Source organism: Vibrio sp. G-C-1, assembly GCF_021728015.1.
Classification (GTDB): domain Bacteria; phylum Pseudomonadota; class Gammaproteobacteria; order Enterobacterales; family Vibrionaceae; genus Vibrio; species Vibrio splendidus.
In genome coordinates, this window is the sequence record NZ_JAKKCR010000003.1 from 338,561 (window position 1) to 354,439 (window position 15,879).

13 protein-coding genes are annotated in these 15,879 nt (G+C 44.7%); 6 read left to right on the forward strand and 7 right to left on the reverse strand.

Annotated features, from left to right (window positions below):
- Positions 1 to 205: 205 nt before the first annotated feature.
- Together L3V36_RS06855 and L3V36_RS06860 are read left to right on the forward strand one after the other, a co-directional pair.
- Positions 206 to 1,762, forward strand: coding sequence for a YjjI family glycine radical enzyme (locus tag L3V36_RS06855; protein WP_208774729.1), 1,557 nt, complete (start codon positions 206 to 208; stop codon positions 1,760 to 1,762).
- Positions 1,763 to 1,818: 56 nt separating this feature from the next.
- Positions 1,819 to 2,733 carry a YjjW family glycine radical enzyme activase gene (locus tag L3V36_RS06860; RefSeq protein ID WP_102463210.1) on the forward strand — a complete coding sequence of 305 codons (915 nt, stop codon included), beginning with the start codon at positions 1,819 to 1,821 and terminating at the stop codon, positions 2,731 to 2,733.
- 75 nt (positions 2,734 to 2,808) lie between these two features.
- On the opposite strand, the gene L3V36_RS06865 is transcribed toward L3V36_RS06860, so the two are convergent.
- The 5 genes from L3V36_RS06865 to yccS form a co-directional block, all read right to left on the reverse strand.
- Positions 2,809 to 3,720, reverse strand: coding sequence for a LysR family transcriptional regulator (locus L3V36_RS06865; RefSeq protein WP_029405117.1), 912 nt, complete (start codon positions 3,718 to 3,720; stop codon positions 2,809 to 2,811).
- A 75-nt stretch (positions 3,721 to 3,795) separates the two neighbouring features.
- The gene (locus L3V36_RS06870) at positions 3,796 to 5,055 is read right to left on the reverse strand and encodes a hydroxymethylglutaryl-CoA reductase (RefSeq protein WP_102456754.1); all 1,260 of its coding nucleotides are present in this window, start codon (positions 5,053 to 5,055) and stop codon (positions 3,796 to 3,798) included.
- A 171-nt stretch (positions 5,056 to 5,226) separates the two neighbouring features.
- Positions 5,227 to 5,547: a hypothetical protein gene (locus L3V36_RS06875; protein ID WP_004730251.1), complete on the reverse strand. Its 321-nt coding sequence runs from the start codon at positions 5,545 to 5,547 to the stop codon at positions 5,227 to 5,229.
- Between the two features lie 121 nt (positions 5,548 to 5,668).
- Positions 5,669 to 5,854, reverse strand: coding sequence for a hypothetical protein (locus L3V36_RS06880; RefSeq protein WP_004730253.1), 186 nt, complete (start codon positions 5,852 to 5,854; stop codon positions 5,669 to 5,671).
- Positions 5,855 to 6,186: 332 nt separating this feature from the next.
- On the reverse strand, positions 6,187 to 8,370 hold the full coding sequence (yccS, locus tag L3V36_RS06885) for a YccS family putative transporter (RefSeq protein WP_004730255.1): 2,184 nt from the start codon (positions 8,368 to 8,370) through the stop codon (positions 6,187 to 6,189).
- Positions 8,371 to 8,547: 177 nt separating this feature from the next.
- Here yccS and helD point away from each other — a divergent pair, with 177 nt between their 5' ends.
- Positions 8,548 to 10,623: a DNA helicase IV gene (gene helD / locus L3V36_RS06890; protein ID WP_102456753.1), complete on the forward strand. Its 2,076-nt coding sequence runs from the start codon at positions 8,548 to 8,550 to the stop codon at positions 10,621 to 10,623.
- Between the two features lie 152 nt (positions 10,624 to 10,775).
- Entirely contained in the window at positions 10,776 to 11,126 is a 351-nt protein-coding gene (locus L3V36_RS06895) for a VOC family protein (RefSeq protein ID WP_017082527.1), read from the forward strand.
- A gap of 85 nt (positions 11,127 to 11,211) precedes the next feature.
- On the opposite strand, the gene L3V36_RS06900 is transcribed toward L3V36_RS06895, so the two are convergent.
- Together L3V36_RS06900 and torT are read right to left on the reverse strand one after the other, a co-directional pair.
- The gene (locus L3V36_RS06900; protein WP_004730260.1) at positions 11,212 to 11,667 is read right to left on the reverse strand and encodes a methylglyoxal synthase; all 456 of its coding nucleotides are present in this window, start codon (positions 11,665 to 11,667) and stop codon (positions 11,212 to 11,214) included.
- A gap of 60 nt (positions 11,668 to 11,727) precedes the next feature.
- Positions 11,728 to 12,675 carry a TMAO reductase system periplasmic protein TorT gene (gene torT, locus L3V36_RS06905; RefSeq protein ID WP_237296621.1) on the reverse strand — a complete coding sequence of 316 codons (948 nt, stop codon included), beginning with the start codon at positions 12,673 to 12,675 and terminating at the stop codon, positions 11,728 to 11,730.
- Between torT and L3V36_RS06910 the strand changes: the two genes are divergently transcribed.
- Together L3V36_RS06910 and torS are read left to right on the forward strand one after the other, a co-directional pair.
- Positions 12,620 to 12,784, forward strand: a complete 165-nt coding sequence (locus tag L3V36_RS06910; RefSeq protein WP_231903598.1) for a hypothetical protein — start codon at positions 12,620 to 12,622, stop codon at positions 12,782 to 12,784. The two genes, torT and L3V36_RS06910, sit on opposite strands and share 56 nt — an antisense overlap.
- A gap of 64 nt (positions 12,785 to 12,848) precedes the next feature.
- Positions 12,849 to 15,866: a TMAO reductase system sensor histidine kinase/response regulator TorS gene (gene torS, locus L3V36_RS06915; protein ID WP_102576141.1), complete on the forward strand. Its 3,018-nt coding sequence runs from the start codon at positions 12,849 to 12,851 to the stop codon at positions 15,864 to 15,866.
- Positions 15,867 to 15,879 lie beyond the last annotated feature (13 nt).

Here is a 15,879-nt window from a genome sequence, read left to right on the forward strand (position 1 = left end):
AGTGAGTGCTTTTCAATATCTTCACTATCACTATCAACCCCAACACTGGCTTCTTTCTTCCCATTTCGTTTATAGATAAGCTAATTTCCGGTAATTAATAAATTACTCATTTCCATTTTGGAAATATAGTCTTGCATACATTTCATTAGTGGAAATGTAACAGTGAGATATAAAATAAGCCCATAATAATATTAAGGGTTTCATCATGAGCCACCAATCTGCTTCTCCACAACTTTCAGAGCAACAACAACGCTTTAGCAATATCATTTCAGATGCCCACCTGTCTCCAAAGCAGAAGTCGAGTTATCTTGCCTTAGAAGCTGAAGCAAGCTTGCCGTACATGCCGGTAAGCAACGAAGTAGAGCAAGCCCTACAACAAGGTGTGCTATGTGACATGTTTGAAGGGCATGCACCATTTAAGCCGCGCTATGTACTTCCAGACTATTCTAAATACTTACATCAAGGCTCAAAGTATTTAGAGCTTAGCGCGGCAACTAATTTCGATGAAGCATTGAACATGCTTACCATCCTTTACCACCATGTTCCGTCTGTAACTTCAATTCCGGTATACCTAGGTCAGTTGGATGATGTACTGATGCCATTTGTTGGCGATTTGACGGATGAGCAGGTGTATCAAAAACTTAAGCTGTTCTGGATTATGCTGGATCGCACACTGCCAGATGCCTTTATGCATGTGAATATCGGCCCGACCGACAACATTGTGTGCCGTACGATTTTGCGTGTAGACGCTGAACTGAAGCAGATCGCACCAAACCTAACCTTTATGTACGACCCTGTTGTGACACCTGATGATCTACTTCGTCATGCGGCAAGCAATATCTGCGAGTGCAGTAAACCACATATCGCAAACTATCCAGCGCACGCCGAGGCTTACGGCGACAAGCGTTTTGGTATTGTGAGTTGCTATAACTCTTTGCCTTTAGCGGGCGGTTCAAACACCTTGGTGCGTATGAACCTCAAGCAAGTGGCGTTGAAGTCTGAGGACAGTGCTGATTTCTTACAACAAGTATTGCCGAATTACAGTGGCATCATGATCGAATTGATGAACGCACGTAGCCGCTTCTTGCATGAAGAGTCTAATTTTTTTGACGGCTTCCTGACCAAAGAAGGCCTTATCGAAGAAGACCGCTTTGCGCCAATGTTTGGTATTTATGGCATGGCGGAAGCAGTCAACATCTTGATGGAGAAAGAGGGCCAAGCAGGGCGCTATGGCCACGATGAACAGGCGAATCAACTCGGTCACCGTATCTCTGAAAAGCTGGCTGAGATCGTCGAAAGCTCTGAAGTGAAATATGGGCTGGAAGGTAAGGCTCTGTTGCACGCTCAAGGCGGTATTAGTTTAGATGAAGATGTGACTCCGGGTGTCCGTATTCCTTATGGCACTGAACCGGATCCTGTCTCTTACGTTCGTGCTACCGCGGGTCATCATAAGTTCTACACCTCGGGTATCAGTGACATTCTGACCATCGACGAAACAGTGAAATCAAATCCTGAAGCGATGTTTAACCTGTGTAAAGGCGCGATTCAGGCGGGTTACCGTGAGTTCACAGCTAACGTTGCATCAAACGATTTGGTTCGTGTGACGGGTTACATGGTCAAACTGTCTGATATTGCGAAATACGATGAGCAAGGCTCACGTACTAATACCACCTTCTTAGGTGCTGAAGCCGCGAAGAACACGGGTATATTAGAGCGTAAACCACGTGTAGCGAGCTTAGAGATGTCGCCGACATACGAATAGCTTTAACGTGCGTGCGTTATGTGTGTGATGCGTTTCGACTACGAACAATGTGAATTATGAAAATTTCTGATCTAACAACTCAAATGGCTAGGGTTAAAAATAATAAGACAGAAAAACAAGCGAAGGTCAGCCGTGTGCTGACCTTTTCTTGTGTTGACGGCCCGGGAAACCGCTTGGTGCTGTTTCTTCAGGGCTGCAACTTTGACTGCATTACTTGTCACAACCCACACACAATTAACCACTGTAACCATTGTGGAGATTGCGTTAGTGGCTGTCCAAGTAGTGCTTTAAGCATGATTGATGGCAAAGTGAATTGGGACCCGGCAGCCTGTACCAATTGCGATCAGTGTATTGATGTCTGCGATCATAAGTCGAGCCCGAAAATCAACACAATGGCAGTCTCTGAGGTGCTTGAACTCGTCAGGCATAACCAATTTTTCTTAAGCGGAATCACTATCTCAGGTGGCGAGGCGACCATGCAGTTGCCGTTTATCATTGAGCTATTTCAAGCGATTAAAAGTGATCCTCAGCTAGCGCACCTTACGTGCTTTATTGATAGTAATGGCTCGTTGTCACAGCAAGGCTGGGACAAGGTGTTGCCTTATCTTGATGGCGCGATGATTGACCTAAAATCATGGCAATCGGAAACACATCAATGGTTAATGGGCAGAGGAAATCATCGGGTGTTTGAAACCATCAATTATCTTGCAGGCAAAGGAAAGCTGCATGAAGTTAGGTTGCTGCATATTCCGAATAAAAGCGATCTTGAAGATGAAGTTGAACAAGTGGGGCGATACTTGAAGGTGCTACCAAGTGATGTTCGTATTCGGCTGAATGCGTTTCAACATCATGGTGTGATTGGCGAAGCGCTAAAATGGCCTAAATGCACCGAACAACAGATGCAGATCTTTCACGATAAGCTCTACACCATAGTTCAAAGACCGATGCAAACCCCTGAAGTTTATACTTAGTTTTTAAGTTTCTTAGGCGGTTAATCAGGCTTCTAAGAACGTTAAGTTTCTAAAGATATTAAGCTTCTAAAAATATTAAGCCTCTAAAAACAGGTCACACAACCACTTGATCGCTTGATCATTCATGTTGGGCTTGTTCCATACTAAGCTATACGCCACCTTACCGTAATCAAAAGGCAAGGGTTTGCTCACTAAACCCTGAGCTTGCTTAGCATGTTCAGCCCACTGTTTAGAGCAAGTGAACAGGAAAGGCGTGTGGTGACACAGTACAGCCGCTGCACCGAAGTCCGCGACCGATATTGCCATATCTCTTGGCTTATGACATTGAACTAAGTTTTGCTCAAAGTAAGGCTGAGACAGTTCGTTATCTAAAATCCCAATGTGCTTGTAATCTAAGTAGCCTTCTACCGTCAGTTCTTGCTGAGCAAGAGGGTGGTCTGCGCCCATCAAACAAACCATTTCGTCTGGAAGAATCGTTTCCCAAACCAGCTCCTTATTATCGGTCGGTGGCTGGGAAATATCATGGGGCAATAAGATCAAATTGATCTTACCGCTGAGCAAAGCATCAAAACCAAGCTGTTGCTTTGAATAGATGTTGAGTTTGGCTTTTGGTGCGAGTTCAGTGGTAATTTTGCTGAGCTTTGATGCGAATACTTCAAAGGTACTTTCGCGCATCGAAAGTGAAAAGCTGCCTTGGTATTCTTGAGGGGTAAAACTCTTCTGATGAAGCAGTCCGTTCATGCTTGAAAGAATCGCGTGAACAGTCGGAGCTACCTGCAAGGCAAATGGCGTCGGGATCAGCTTGGTGCCATCTCGATAGAACAGTTCGTCATTAAGAATGTCACGCAGTTGAGACAAGGTTTTGCTCACACTCGAAGGGCTTACACAAAGTTGTTCTGAGGTTTGAGTAACGCTGTGGGTGTTCAGCATAATATGAAGCGCAGTGAGGTGCTTAAGGCTCACTCTAGATAGGTGTAAGTAATCCATTTATGACTCATACATTGAGGATGGCTTGATATTTGGCGCAACACACAAAACAACAAGCCAATCTGACAAAGGTTATTAACGAGCTAGTTTATGGTGCGCTCGTGAAAAGTGGCCAGCACAAAACGCACCGACAATCGATAGTTCACCCGCCAAACACAATGCAGCACAAACTTCAGCGAGTGCTTGTGATTTACCGTTGCCATGAAGCCCAAGCAAGTCCAAACATGCTTTTTGACTTGGTAAGCCGGTACCACCGCCAACAGTCCCTAGCATTAAGTTAGGTAGTGTTACGCTCGCGTATAAACCACCTTCTTTATTGAGTTCCATGCGAGTCATACCAATCGCTGATTCAGCGACGCAGGCTGCGTCTTGTCCGCAAGCAATGTAGAGCGCAGCAAGTGCATTTGCATAATGAGCATTAATACCAATCGTGCCGCTCAAAGCACCACCGACTGTGGTCATTTGTCCGAACTGCACCATTTTCTCTGGTGTAGTGTGGAGGTACTTAGCGACAAGCTCGGCAGAGATATTAACCTCGGCTGTGACCTTTTTACCACGAACGCTGCGCAAGGTTTGAGTATTGGCTTTTTTATCGCCTGACAAGTTGCCATCTAGGAAAGCATGATCGGGCTTAACCGGCGTATTTTCTATGATGTACTCAAAAACTGCATTGGTGGCGATGGTCACCATGTTCTGGCCAGAAGCGTCCCCGGTTAGAAACTCAAACACCAAGTAAACATGGTTACCTTCGATGTTGATATTGATGTCGGTCAGCTTGCCGTGTGATGTTGTTGATTCAGCCAAGGTTTTAAATTGGTCATACTGAGTTACAGCCCAAGCCACAAACTGTCCGGCTTCAACTAATCCTTGGAATGCGAAACCAGGAGTACGTGTGACACCTTCATTGAGTAACATTGCACTTGCGCCACCACAGGCCGTAATCAGCTTAGAACCACGATTGTAAGACGCAACAAGCGCTGCTTCTGTGGTTGCGAGTGGGACGAGGTAATCGCCCGTAGCAAATAGGCCATTGACTCTTAAAGGGCCAGATATTCCCACAGGGACTTTAACGGTGCCAATAAAGTGCTCAATGTTTTTCTCATAAGCTTGGATCTGATTTTGTGTATGAGGGTCGAGGAGCTCTTGTTGAGAATCTGAATTGTCGAGAGCTGTCCAGCGACGTGCTAGATTTTTTTCTGTCAGATAGGGGCTAGGAGTCAGCTTATTTACTGGCTTTTCAAAATGAGGCTGAAGCTTTTTTTCTAATGCGTCTGCGGAGATGTCGCCTCCTAAAATAGAAACATAGTCACGGCGATGCAGATTTAGTTTTGGCATAAATAGTATGAAGTAAAGTTTGTGCAGCAAAATTGGTTTGCGCTGATTCTACCGAGTAATAAACCAGAAACAAGCGCCTGATATAATGAGTTACAGTTTGTATGGGTTTAGCAGCAATTTGTTCGTCTAAGCAAGACAACTTCGTCAAAAAATGCTCACTATGAGATTGAACTAGATATGGATATCGAGAAGGCTGCCGATGGCTTCGTTTTGACGATCAATCACACTCGCACCAACGCGGTTATAACTTGCGCTTTGAGTCAGTTTGATGAGTGCATCCGTTGAGGATGAAGATGGTTCCGGTTCTTTTTCTTTAAACGAAATGGATTGTTCAGGTTCTATTTGGTTAAAGCTGAAATCGCTGGTTTGGAAAGCGTCATCGGATTCTAGAGAGTGTTTGGAGGCTTGGTTGAGCTCGATTGCGGCTTCTTCAGCCATGTTGGTTGACTGCTGAATAATGGCGTAACCAGATTGAATACCAGATATCGACATAGCAGAACCTTTTATTGACGTATTGAATGAGTCTAGGCGGACGATATTTTGAGCGCAATGGTGTACAGGTGAAATTTACGGTGAAACGGTGAACTTAAGCTAAAATAGTAACGTCTGTCTATTAATTAAACAGGTCATTCAGTGCGTTTAACTCTTCATCAGTCAGCAGAGAAGGCTGGTCCGTTTCAAGGTTGCCGTCGATTTCACCTTGAAGTGCTTTCAATTGCTGTGGGCTAAGAAGCTGTATTTGCTGCTTAAATACTTCAAATTGCTGTGTATTCATAATGTGACCTTTGTTCAAATCCATATGCTCTATAGAGCATAGCCTACTGATTCAGGAAATCAAACAAGATTAAGTGAATATTAAATGAAGTTTGAAGTTTCCTAAAACTAAGACAACTATAAATTTCTGTGGTCGTTTTTTGTCCGAGAAATGTTAGGCAAAGTTATGGTTGGGTCAATCAAAGTCAGAGAATTCTTACAATGTAAAAATCCCCGCATCCCTTGTGGTGCAAGGGTAGGCAAGTAATTGCTCTACCCAATTGGGGGTATAGATAGAGCAATGTATAAAAACATTTAATGATCAAAAGGTGAGCGGTTGGCAGTATCTTTTTGTTTTTACAGTATTTTGTTTGTTGCTCAAGAAGCTTCTGTTTCAAACGGCTTATCTATCTTTACCTTAACCGCAAACTTGGTCGCTAAGGTATGCAATTCTGGAAGCATTCGATAGATCAAATGCAGCTGTTGTAGAACCATTCTGACAGAACTCTCGTCCTCTTCTCGCCATTCACTCAAACGTTTATCCAGTTCAGGGTCGTAAGCGTTTTTTACTTCACACTGTTCTTGGTGGGAGTAGAGTTGATCATTTAGAGCGTCGAGATGTTCGTGTATTACTCTGTGTGCATCTAACACCAATTTGTGTGTTGCTTCATCATCGATACGTGTTCTGTGAGCACCTAAAGCAGAGATATAACTGAGTAGTGCATGATTAAGTGTTAGGAATCGAAAACTCTCATCTTCAGAGGTGCGGTACTTGCCCGGTTCAACCAGCATGCTACTGATGGCCGCAGTCAGGTTGGCATCGTTATTGTGTGCACTGCGGCGCGCAATGCGGTAATTAAGGGTGTCTTTTTTACCTACACGATACTGGCCAATGATCTGAGCGAGATAATTCTTATTGGAATCGAGCGCATCTGCCATTACTTTGTGCAATCGCTTTGATTGCCAATCAGGCAACACGTAAATGACAGCAAGTACGGCGAGGGCACAACCAATAAAGGTATCCGCTAGTCTTGGCAATACCACCGCGTAGCCTTCCCCTAATTGGTTAAAGCAGAAGAGTACAAGCAGCGTTATAAAGCCGGTCGCAAATCCGTAGTTATTGATTCTGAATGCAAAGAACATCACGCCACTGATCACAATGAAAACTAACTGGCTTTCTTGAGACGGGAAGAAGGTCAGTAGTGGTACGCCAATCAACAAGCCTGCGACGGTGCCAATGACACGAGCCGTCAGCTTTTGTCGTGTTGCACTGTAGTTTGGCTGGCATACAAACAGTGTCGTCAGCAAAATCCAATAGCCACGCTCTATGTCAAAACCTTGAATGATCCCGTAGCCGAGCGTCAATGTGATTGCCATACGAATCGCATGACGAAACAGCATCGAGTCGGTATTCAGGTTGGCTTTGATCTTGTGCCACATTGCCGTCAAAGTATGAGGGTTGGTATCGTCCAATACGTCTTCTTCCAACTTTTCCGCATCCGGGTTACTGATATTCGAGAGCTGCTTTTCGACCGTAGCTAGGTTATTGAATAAGTAATCCAATTGGTTGAGCAGTGATTTCCACTCGGGCTTGTTCTGTTGGTTAAGATGGTTAAGCGAAGACATTAACTCATCAAGTGCTAATACAGACTTATCGCCATGTTGGTATTCAGCTCCGACTTTCAATGAGCTCGCCACTTCTTTACAGGCTGTGGCTTGGGCTTCGAGTAGATACTTGAATCGAAACAACACATCAGAGCGTTCAAAGTGCTTTGCCAGCTCTTGATAGCGGTAGTGGGTAGAGCTCACGCGTTCATGAATGTCTTGTGCGATGAAATAGGTGTTTAGGAATCGGTCACTCGGACCATCAATGTGCCCGCGCTTAGATCGGTTAAGCAGTGTTGCTTTACACATGTTGAGTGCATTAACGGTACTGGCGTTTAACTTAGCTTCAATAATGCGATGTGGTTGAGGGATAAGGTCAGATACAGGGTAGAACAGTTCCGCTTTTGATCCGATGTAATTGCCGATTTGATCGAATACCGTCGCTAGGTTTTGCTGTACGGGCTGCATCGGCCAGACAATCTGCCAAATCATCGACATGAAGTAGTACCAAGCGGCGCCGGTTAAAAGTAGAAGCGGTTGAAACCAAAGGTTGGTGCTCTCATGGGCACCGAGCATGGTATAGATAGCAACAAGCAGCGAACCAAACGCGATACTGGCGTATTTAGGGCCAATTGCACCGAGTATAATAAAAGAGAAGGTTGAAACGAAAAGCCCTATCGCGAACAGCCAAGGCGTGTCGAACAGAATCTCAATAGAGAAGGCTGCCACAGCGAAACAGATAAAGGTTAGCGTGAGTGCTTTCAAACGCCCGGTAAAGCTGTCATCACTTTCAGCAAGAGCCGCAGCAATAACACCTAAGATCAAAGGTGTGATGAGTGTGTTTTGTCCATAATACCAAGCAGGAACCACAACACCGAGTAGAGTGATGAGAATTAATACGCTGTAATTTATGGTTTTATTCGCCCAATAGAGGCGCAATTTGGCTGAGAAGTCCACAGTCGCTCACTTGACACACTAAAACCATAATCCTAACAGAAATCAAGCACAAGAATTTGATACTTATCCATAATTGCCCCTAGATGGTCATGAAAGCATCGATAAGATGTGAGACATTATTAATTCTCACAACATCATGATATAAATTCAATATTCCCAATTAGAGAGCACACTCCAATGCAGCTAAGCGCTAACAAGACTGCACAGTTTTTTATTCAAAATGAATATCATCAAGTCGAACTTGATGGTCCACGCCTGCTGTTATCTTCAGTAGGCAGTGAAGAACGAATCCCGTTTACTATTTGGAGTGGCAAGATCGCGATAAAACGCGGATTGTTTTGGGGATCGTTACAGTTCTTTGCTAATCAACAAGATGGCAAACAGCGCAGCTGGTTAGTACAGGGCCTACCTTGGGAACAATGCCGTCAATTTGCACGCGCATCGGTTGCTGCTTATCAGAAGTGGCATGATACACAATGTGAACAATTGGCTGAACACGTTCCTCAATGGGAAGCTGAATTGACACGTCTTGAGCAACTTCCTGCTTTCCTAGCGCATTCTAAAGTTAAGACTTGGGTCGACATGGTTAACTCAAGTTTAGAAAACATGACGATGACTTTAGAAGAAGCAGCGCAGCGTATGCCAAACCGCATTGCTCGAATGCAACCATGGTTGTCTGAGACGGAAATTAAGCAAGCTGAAAGAAATCAGCAGTGGTTAGAAACAGAAAGACAAAACTGGGAAGTATTGTTTGCTCAATGTGAATCGTCACCACTCAATTTATCTCAACAATATGCGGTCTTGATGAATGATGATCACAACCTTATTTTAGCGGGCGCTGGCTCGGGTAAAACCAGTGTTCTTACAGCTCGCGTCGCGTATTTACTGCAAAGCCATCAAGCTCAAGCTGAAGAGCTGTTATTGCTCGCATTTGGTCGCGAAGCAGCGGAAGAGATGAAACAGCGCCTTAACAGCAAAATTGGTTTATCAGCAGAGAAGGTGCAAGTGAGTACTTTCCACCAGTTGGGTTTAAAGATCCTTAATCAGGTTGAACCTGAACGTGTGGTTATCTCTCCGTTAGCGCTCGATGACAATCAACGCCAAGCATGGTGTATTGATTGGTTGAAAAAGCACTGGATGACGCCGACTAACTTCAAACGCTGGCAAAAGCACCTGTCTAAATGGCCAATCGCTTATTTAACAGGTGATGACGAACTTGGTAGCCATGTTTCAAACCTCAAGTTGATTGGTTGGCTTGAAAAGCAGCTTGAACAGTTGAATGCATCGGGTTTATCGAAGAAGGAAGTGCAACAGCAGTTGATTGATCACAGAGACTACACGCGTCTCAACAGCGAGCTTTCACTGTGTTGGCCATGCGTGACAGCATGGCAAAAAGAACTGAAAGAACAGAATCATATCGACTTCTCAATCATGATCAGCCGAGCGACTCAGTATGTCGAAAAGGGCAAGTTTATCTCGCCTTGGAAGTTCATCATGATCGATGAGTATCAAGACATCTCGCCAGATCGCCTTGCCTTGGTTGAAGCACTGTGTAATCAGTCGAAAGCTCAACACCAAGCTTCTATTTTTGCGGTAGGTGATGATTGGCAGTCGATTTACCAGTTTGCGGGCGCAGATGTTGATTTAACGACGGGCTTTAAGGATCGTTTTGAGAGCTCGACGATTCATCACCTAGATACGACTTACCGATTTAACAACCAGTTAGGTGCGGTGGCTAATCGTTTTGTGCAGGAAAACCCGATTCAGCTTCCGAAAGAACTGAACAGCTTCAAACAACAGAAGCAGAAGGCGGTGTACAGTGCGCCAAGCAAAGAAGTTGAGAAGATCCTCGACCAATTGAACCGCCAATCTAAAGGCAAAGCCAACAAGTCTGTGCTGCTACTTGGACGTAATCATTACCACAAGCCAGAGTTGTTGGAAGACTGGAAGAAGATCTTTACCTCCATTGACATCAAGTTCATGACTTGCCACGGCAGTAAAGGCAAAGAGGCAGACTTTGTCATTATTCTTTGTGTGGACGAAGGGCAGTTCCCGACCAAGAAGAAACAGCTACATATTGATGGCGCATTGACTGAATCATCAGATGCGTTCCCTTATGCGGAAGAGCGTCGTTTATTTTACGTGGCAATGACGCGAGCGAAAGAGAAAGTATGGATCACGCACAGTGGCGATGGTTCTGGTTTTGTACAAGAACTGCATGGCTCTGATTACCCTGTCGTTCGTAAAAAGTGATGTCACTTGGCGTAATTGTCTAAGATTAGATCTTCAAGCCCGCTACCTATTCTCATTAGGGTGTAAACTATTATCATTAGCGTGCTAGCTATTCTAATTAGGGCGTAAGATATTATCATTAGGAAAAAGGCATAAAGCAGAAGGAATTCGCTATGGAACACGGCTCTATTAACTACATTGAATTTGCTGCGAAAGACATCGCTGCAACTAAGGCGTTTTTCAGCCAAGTGTTTGGTTGGAGCTTTGAAGACTATGGCCCTGAGTATTCTGCTTTTGAAGGGAAAGGCTTAATGGGTGGGTTCTATTTGGCGGATCTGGCGTCGAATACGGATAACGGCGCAGCGCTGATGGTGTTCTATAGCGAAGATCTTGAGCAAACCGAGCGCGATGTGATTGATGCTGGTGGCGAGGTAAATCGTGAGATATTTAGTTTCCCCGGTGGCAGACGTTTCCACTTTAGAGAGCCAAGTGGCAACGAAATGGCGGTATGGAGTGACAAGTAGCGAGTTAAGACTCTGGTAAACAAAAAGCCTGCGATAAAATGCAGGCTTTTTAGTCTGTTCAGTAGAGATCTCATTTAACGTGCGATTAAGTTCGCTCAGCTAGGTACGCTTCGTAGTCTGGGATCTCAATGATCACTTCTTCTTCAAGCAGTGAAGAGTTAAATAGGAAGTTAGCGGTAGCACGGTTGGTTGCCACTGGAATGTTCCAAACACTTGCGATACGAAGCAGTGCTTTTACATCAGGGTCATGTGGTACGGCATTCAGTGGATCCCAGAAGAAAATCATCATATCGATCTTGCCTTCAGAGATAAGCGCACCAAGTTGTTGGTCACCGCCCATTGGGCCGCTGATCATGCTCTTAATTGCTAGGCCCGTTTCTTTACTTAGTAGAGAACCCGTTGTGCCCGTTGCATAAAGGAAGTGCTTTTGTAGTTTTTCTTTGTTCTCTGTGACCCATCTAAGTAGCTCAGGTTTGAAATGGTCATGAGCGACCAAAGCGATATTCTTATGCGTTGGCATAGTACGCGTCGTTTTTTGCATGAATGTTCCCTAAATGATTGTTTCGTTTTTATTGTTTTGAGTTCTTCAGCCAATATAGCACTAAGGATTCACACTGAATACCGGACGAAACTCAGAAGGTGACAATGAGTCGGCGATAATTTGATCTTTGAGTGTTGCAGGTGTCAGCGCTTCAATCATGGGTGCACTGTGTTTTTCATAAGGTTGACCGCGTAAGTAACTGGTGGCTTGTTTTACCGATAAGCGACCTTGCTCAACCATTTTATCTGTTGGTGCAAAAAGCACCTTGTTACGAAGTAAGCCGCGGTAGGTTCCGTGACTTAGGTAACTTGAAATTAATCCAATTTCTTTGGTTTTACCGGCTGCTCTCAGCTCACTTATTGCAGCTTCAATCGCGACTGCGCTTCCGACAATATATTGAATCTCCGGCTGCTCGATGACTTGTTGTACCAAGTTTCTTTGCAGTTCTTTATCGTTGTCTGCCCAATAGCTTATCGCAATTTTGATATCGCTCGATTTGATTGCATCATAAAACCCAAGAGCTACAGGCTTAGTACCGCCACTTGATTGTGGGCCAAGTAACAAGGCGATAGGTGTTTCGCCTGATCCTTTCGGATGTCGTTTCGACAAAAACTCTCCGACTTGAAATCCCATTTGATACCAGTCGACACCGACCGTGCCTTTCAATACCTTCTGTTGTTCTTCATTGACGGTCAACTCATTCACAGTAGCAAACACAGGGGTCGAGCCAACCCAATCCGTAAGATTGTCATGGTAAGCATCGGGTGAAACTGTGCCTAAAATAATGGCGTCGGCTCCCCATTGTGTGCAAAGCACCAGCTGTGACGCTTGCTTACCAATGTTTGGGTATCCGCCGGCTTCTAATACTCTTAGCTCAACTTGCTGCTTTTCTGCTTCAGAGACCATGCCGTAATTAACTGACAACCAGTAAGAATCCTTAAGGTGCGGATAAATGGCACAAATTTTCTCTTTATGTGATGTGGCTTCGGCAGGTTTTATTGGGCTCAAAGGCTCGCTAGCACTCGCGACAGAGGTTACTGTGGCCAGTAGTGAGAGAATGATTTTTGAAGCTAAAGGTCTAGATAGCATGAATTGCCGTTTTATTGGTTTTAGATAAGAAACACTGCAAAATATAGCGTATTCTGCATGGGTAAAGAAGAACGTTTTAAGGTTTAAAGTTTATGTTGTTAGCCTCAGCGAGTATTGGACGCAAGCTACTGGCCTCATTCTTAGTGATGGCACTGTTGGTTCTATTGTCTGCATTGATCGGTGTTTCTGGTTTTAGCTTTGTAGCAAAAACGGAAAGAAACGTCGTCGATTCAGCGCTTCCTGCCATGATCGAAGCTCGTCAAGTTTCTGAGTTGAGTAACCGTATTATTTCGTCGGTACAAACGCTTTCTAATGCGAGAAACGAGGCCGAACGAAAAGAGGCTGGTACTGTGTTGTTTGGCCAGCTTGAAGCACTTCTTCAACATATCAAAGAGCTTGGTGTCGACAGTTTTGATTCGCAACTTCTCAATAAACTCGAAAACAATGTTCAAAGCGTTATTAACACACTGGCTGAACTGGGTGTCTCGGTCGAACGTAAGCTTTGGTTAAGCAAGGAATTGACGTCTCGTGTTGAAGAGATGCGCTTACTTGCCGAAGAGTTAGAGCAGCTCACGCGAACCCAAGTGCTGAATACTGCCACCATTGCGGTTGCTAACGTAACGCACATCTACGACCTGCTAGAAACCAAAGAAACCGATAGAGCCTACCAAGCCTTAGACGCACTTGTTGAAGTTGATCTTGATTTGTCTGAGCGTCTGCACGAATTGCATTTGTTGGCGTTCAAGATGCTCAATCAAATTGAAGAAACGCAAACCGTCACCAACGTTGAACGTATTCATCAAATCCAGTCTGAATTCGAATCCAACCTAAGAATCATGGCGCGCCGTGTTAAAGCGGTAGAAGATCCGACTCGTTCTGCGCAGATGTCTCAGTTGCTTGAAGAGTTGAGAAAACGCCAGGTCGTGTTCGATATCTCGCTAGAACAATATGAGAACACCAAGAAGTCAGAGTTTCTGATGCAAAATACGTTGGAGCTGTTCTCTCAGTTGAATACAACCGTTAACCAACTGGTCGATGATTCAAACCGAAGCACCAAAAAAGCGGTTGATGAGCTGACGAGCACGCTGAATCTGGCTCAATGGTCGCTGTCTGTAATTTCGGTTATTGGTTTGGTTATCGTCGCATTTATCGTTTGGCGAGTGGTGTATATCTCGGTTGTCAAACGTCTTACTGAATACTCATCTGCCTTGATGTCTATCGCACAAGGTCGCCTGAATATTGATATCTCGGTTAAGGGTAATGATGAGTTGGCTCATATGGGCGAGGCAATCATCACCGCCAGAAACACCGCGCAAGCACTACAAGTGGTCGCGGTTGGCGAAGCTAAGGCAAAACGTGAGCTTGAAGAACACAAAGAGCACTTAGAAGAGTTGGTCACAGACCGAACCTATCAACTGCAAAAGACCAATGAGAAGTTGAATGTCGAGGTGGGTAACCACGCTAAAGCTCGCAATGCGGCAGAACAAGCAAGCCGTGCCAAGTCTGCTTTCCTCGCGACGATGAGCCATGAAATACGAACGCCTATGAATGGCGTATTAGGTACGGCTCGATTGCTTAAAGATACCGGCTTAGACCCGCTGCAATCAGGCTATGCGGACATCATTAACCGCAGTGGTAAGAATCTACTCGCGATTTTGAATGACGTACTGGATTATTCAAAGATAGAAGCGGGACACCTAGAAATACGCGCGGCTTCTTTCGACCTTTACCAGATGGTTCAAGATACTTATCAGTTAATGGAAGGGCGCGCCGCTGAGAAGAAGCTTAACTTTGATTTTCATATTGAAAGTGACGTGCAACGCTATTGGCGTGGTGACGTAACGCGAATCAGTCAAATATTGAATAATTTGGTCGGTAACGCGATTAAGTTTACGGAAAGTGGTTCGGTCGATATCTTTATCAGCTTAGATATCGAAGATGAAAATCGAGTGATGTTTGAAGTGTCAGATACCGGTGTCGGTATTGATGCAAGTGAACAGGCGTGTTTGTTTGATGCCTTTACCCAAACCGATAGCGGCCGCAACAAAACCGGTGGCACAGGGCTTGGATTAGCGATCAGTAAAAGCATCATGTTGGCAATGAATGGGGATATTGGTGTTCATTCTGAAGAAGGCGAGGGCAGTCAGTTTTGGTTCTCTCTGCCACTTGAAGTAGGTGAGAAAATTGAAACGAAAGCAACGGTCATTGAAGCTTGTATCCGAGCGAAGGTACTTCTGATTGAAGACAACCCTGTGAACTGTATTGTTGCCGAAGGCTTTTTGAATAACCTAGGCCACGATGTTGTGATAGCGACAACCGGACAAGAAGCGAGAGTCATATTCAGTGAGCAAGAGTTTGATATTGCGCTGGTGGATATTAACTTACCGGACTGCGATGGCGTCGAGTTAATTCAACAGCTCAAAGACGATGCGCTTCAGCATGAGCATGAGCATGAAGAAAACGTAACACGCAAAGTACCACCAATGATCGCAGTATCGGCTCACGTGTTTAACGAGGAAGTGGAAAGCTACTTGTCGTCTGGCTTTGATGGCTTCTTGCCTAAGCCGCTAGAAAAAGAGGCACTTTCTCAGCTCATTGTGACACAGCTTGATGGCAAGGCTTTGTTATTGCCACAACCTGATCCTAACGATTCTATATGCAGTCAAAACAACCAACCTCAACGTAATAAAGGCAACGAGTTGTACTCATCTCAGATGGCGAGCGTCGTCTCTGATCTAGCCATCAAGGCTTCGCAAACTGAAGACGAAGGAGAGATTCCTGTGAAATTGATTGATTCCAATGTCATCAAAGGTGACTTGTCCATTCTTGGCTTAGAAAAGATGAAGCAGATTGTGGGACTATTTGAAGAGAGTAGCCGCGTAACTTTAAGCGAAATGGTCGAGGCGAGTGATTCGAACAATGGACGTGAGGTGAAATCTCTCGCTCATAAACTGAAAGGTTCCGCGGGCAGTTTAGGTTTGTTGCAACTTTTCAATGCTTGCCAAGTGATAGAGGCGAGCAGCGATCCATTAAGTGAATACCGAGGCAAAGATAGCGAGTTGTCGAAGTTGGTTCAAGAGTCGCTTAAGGCGTTGCAAGAGCAGTTATAAAAACAAACCTTAG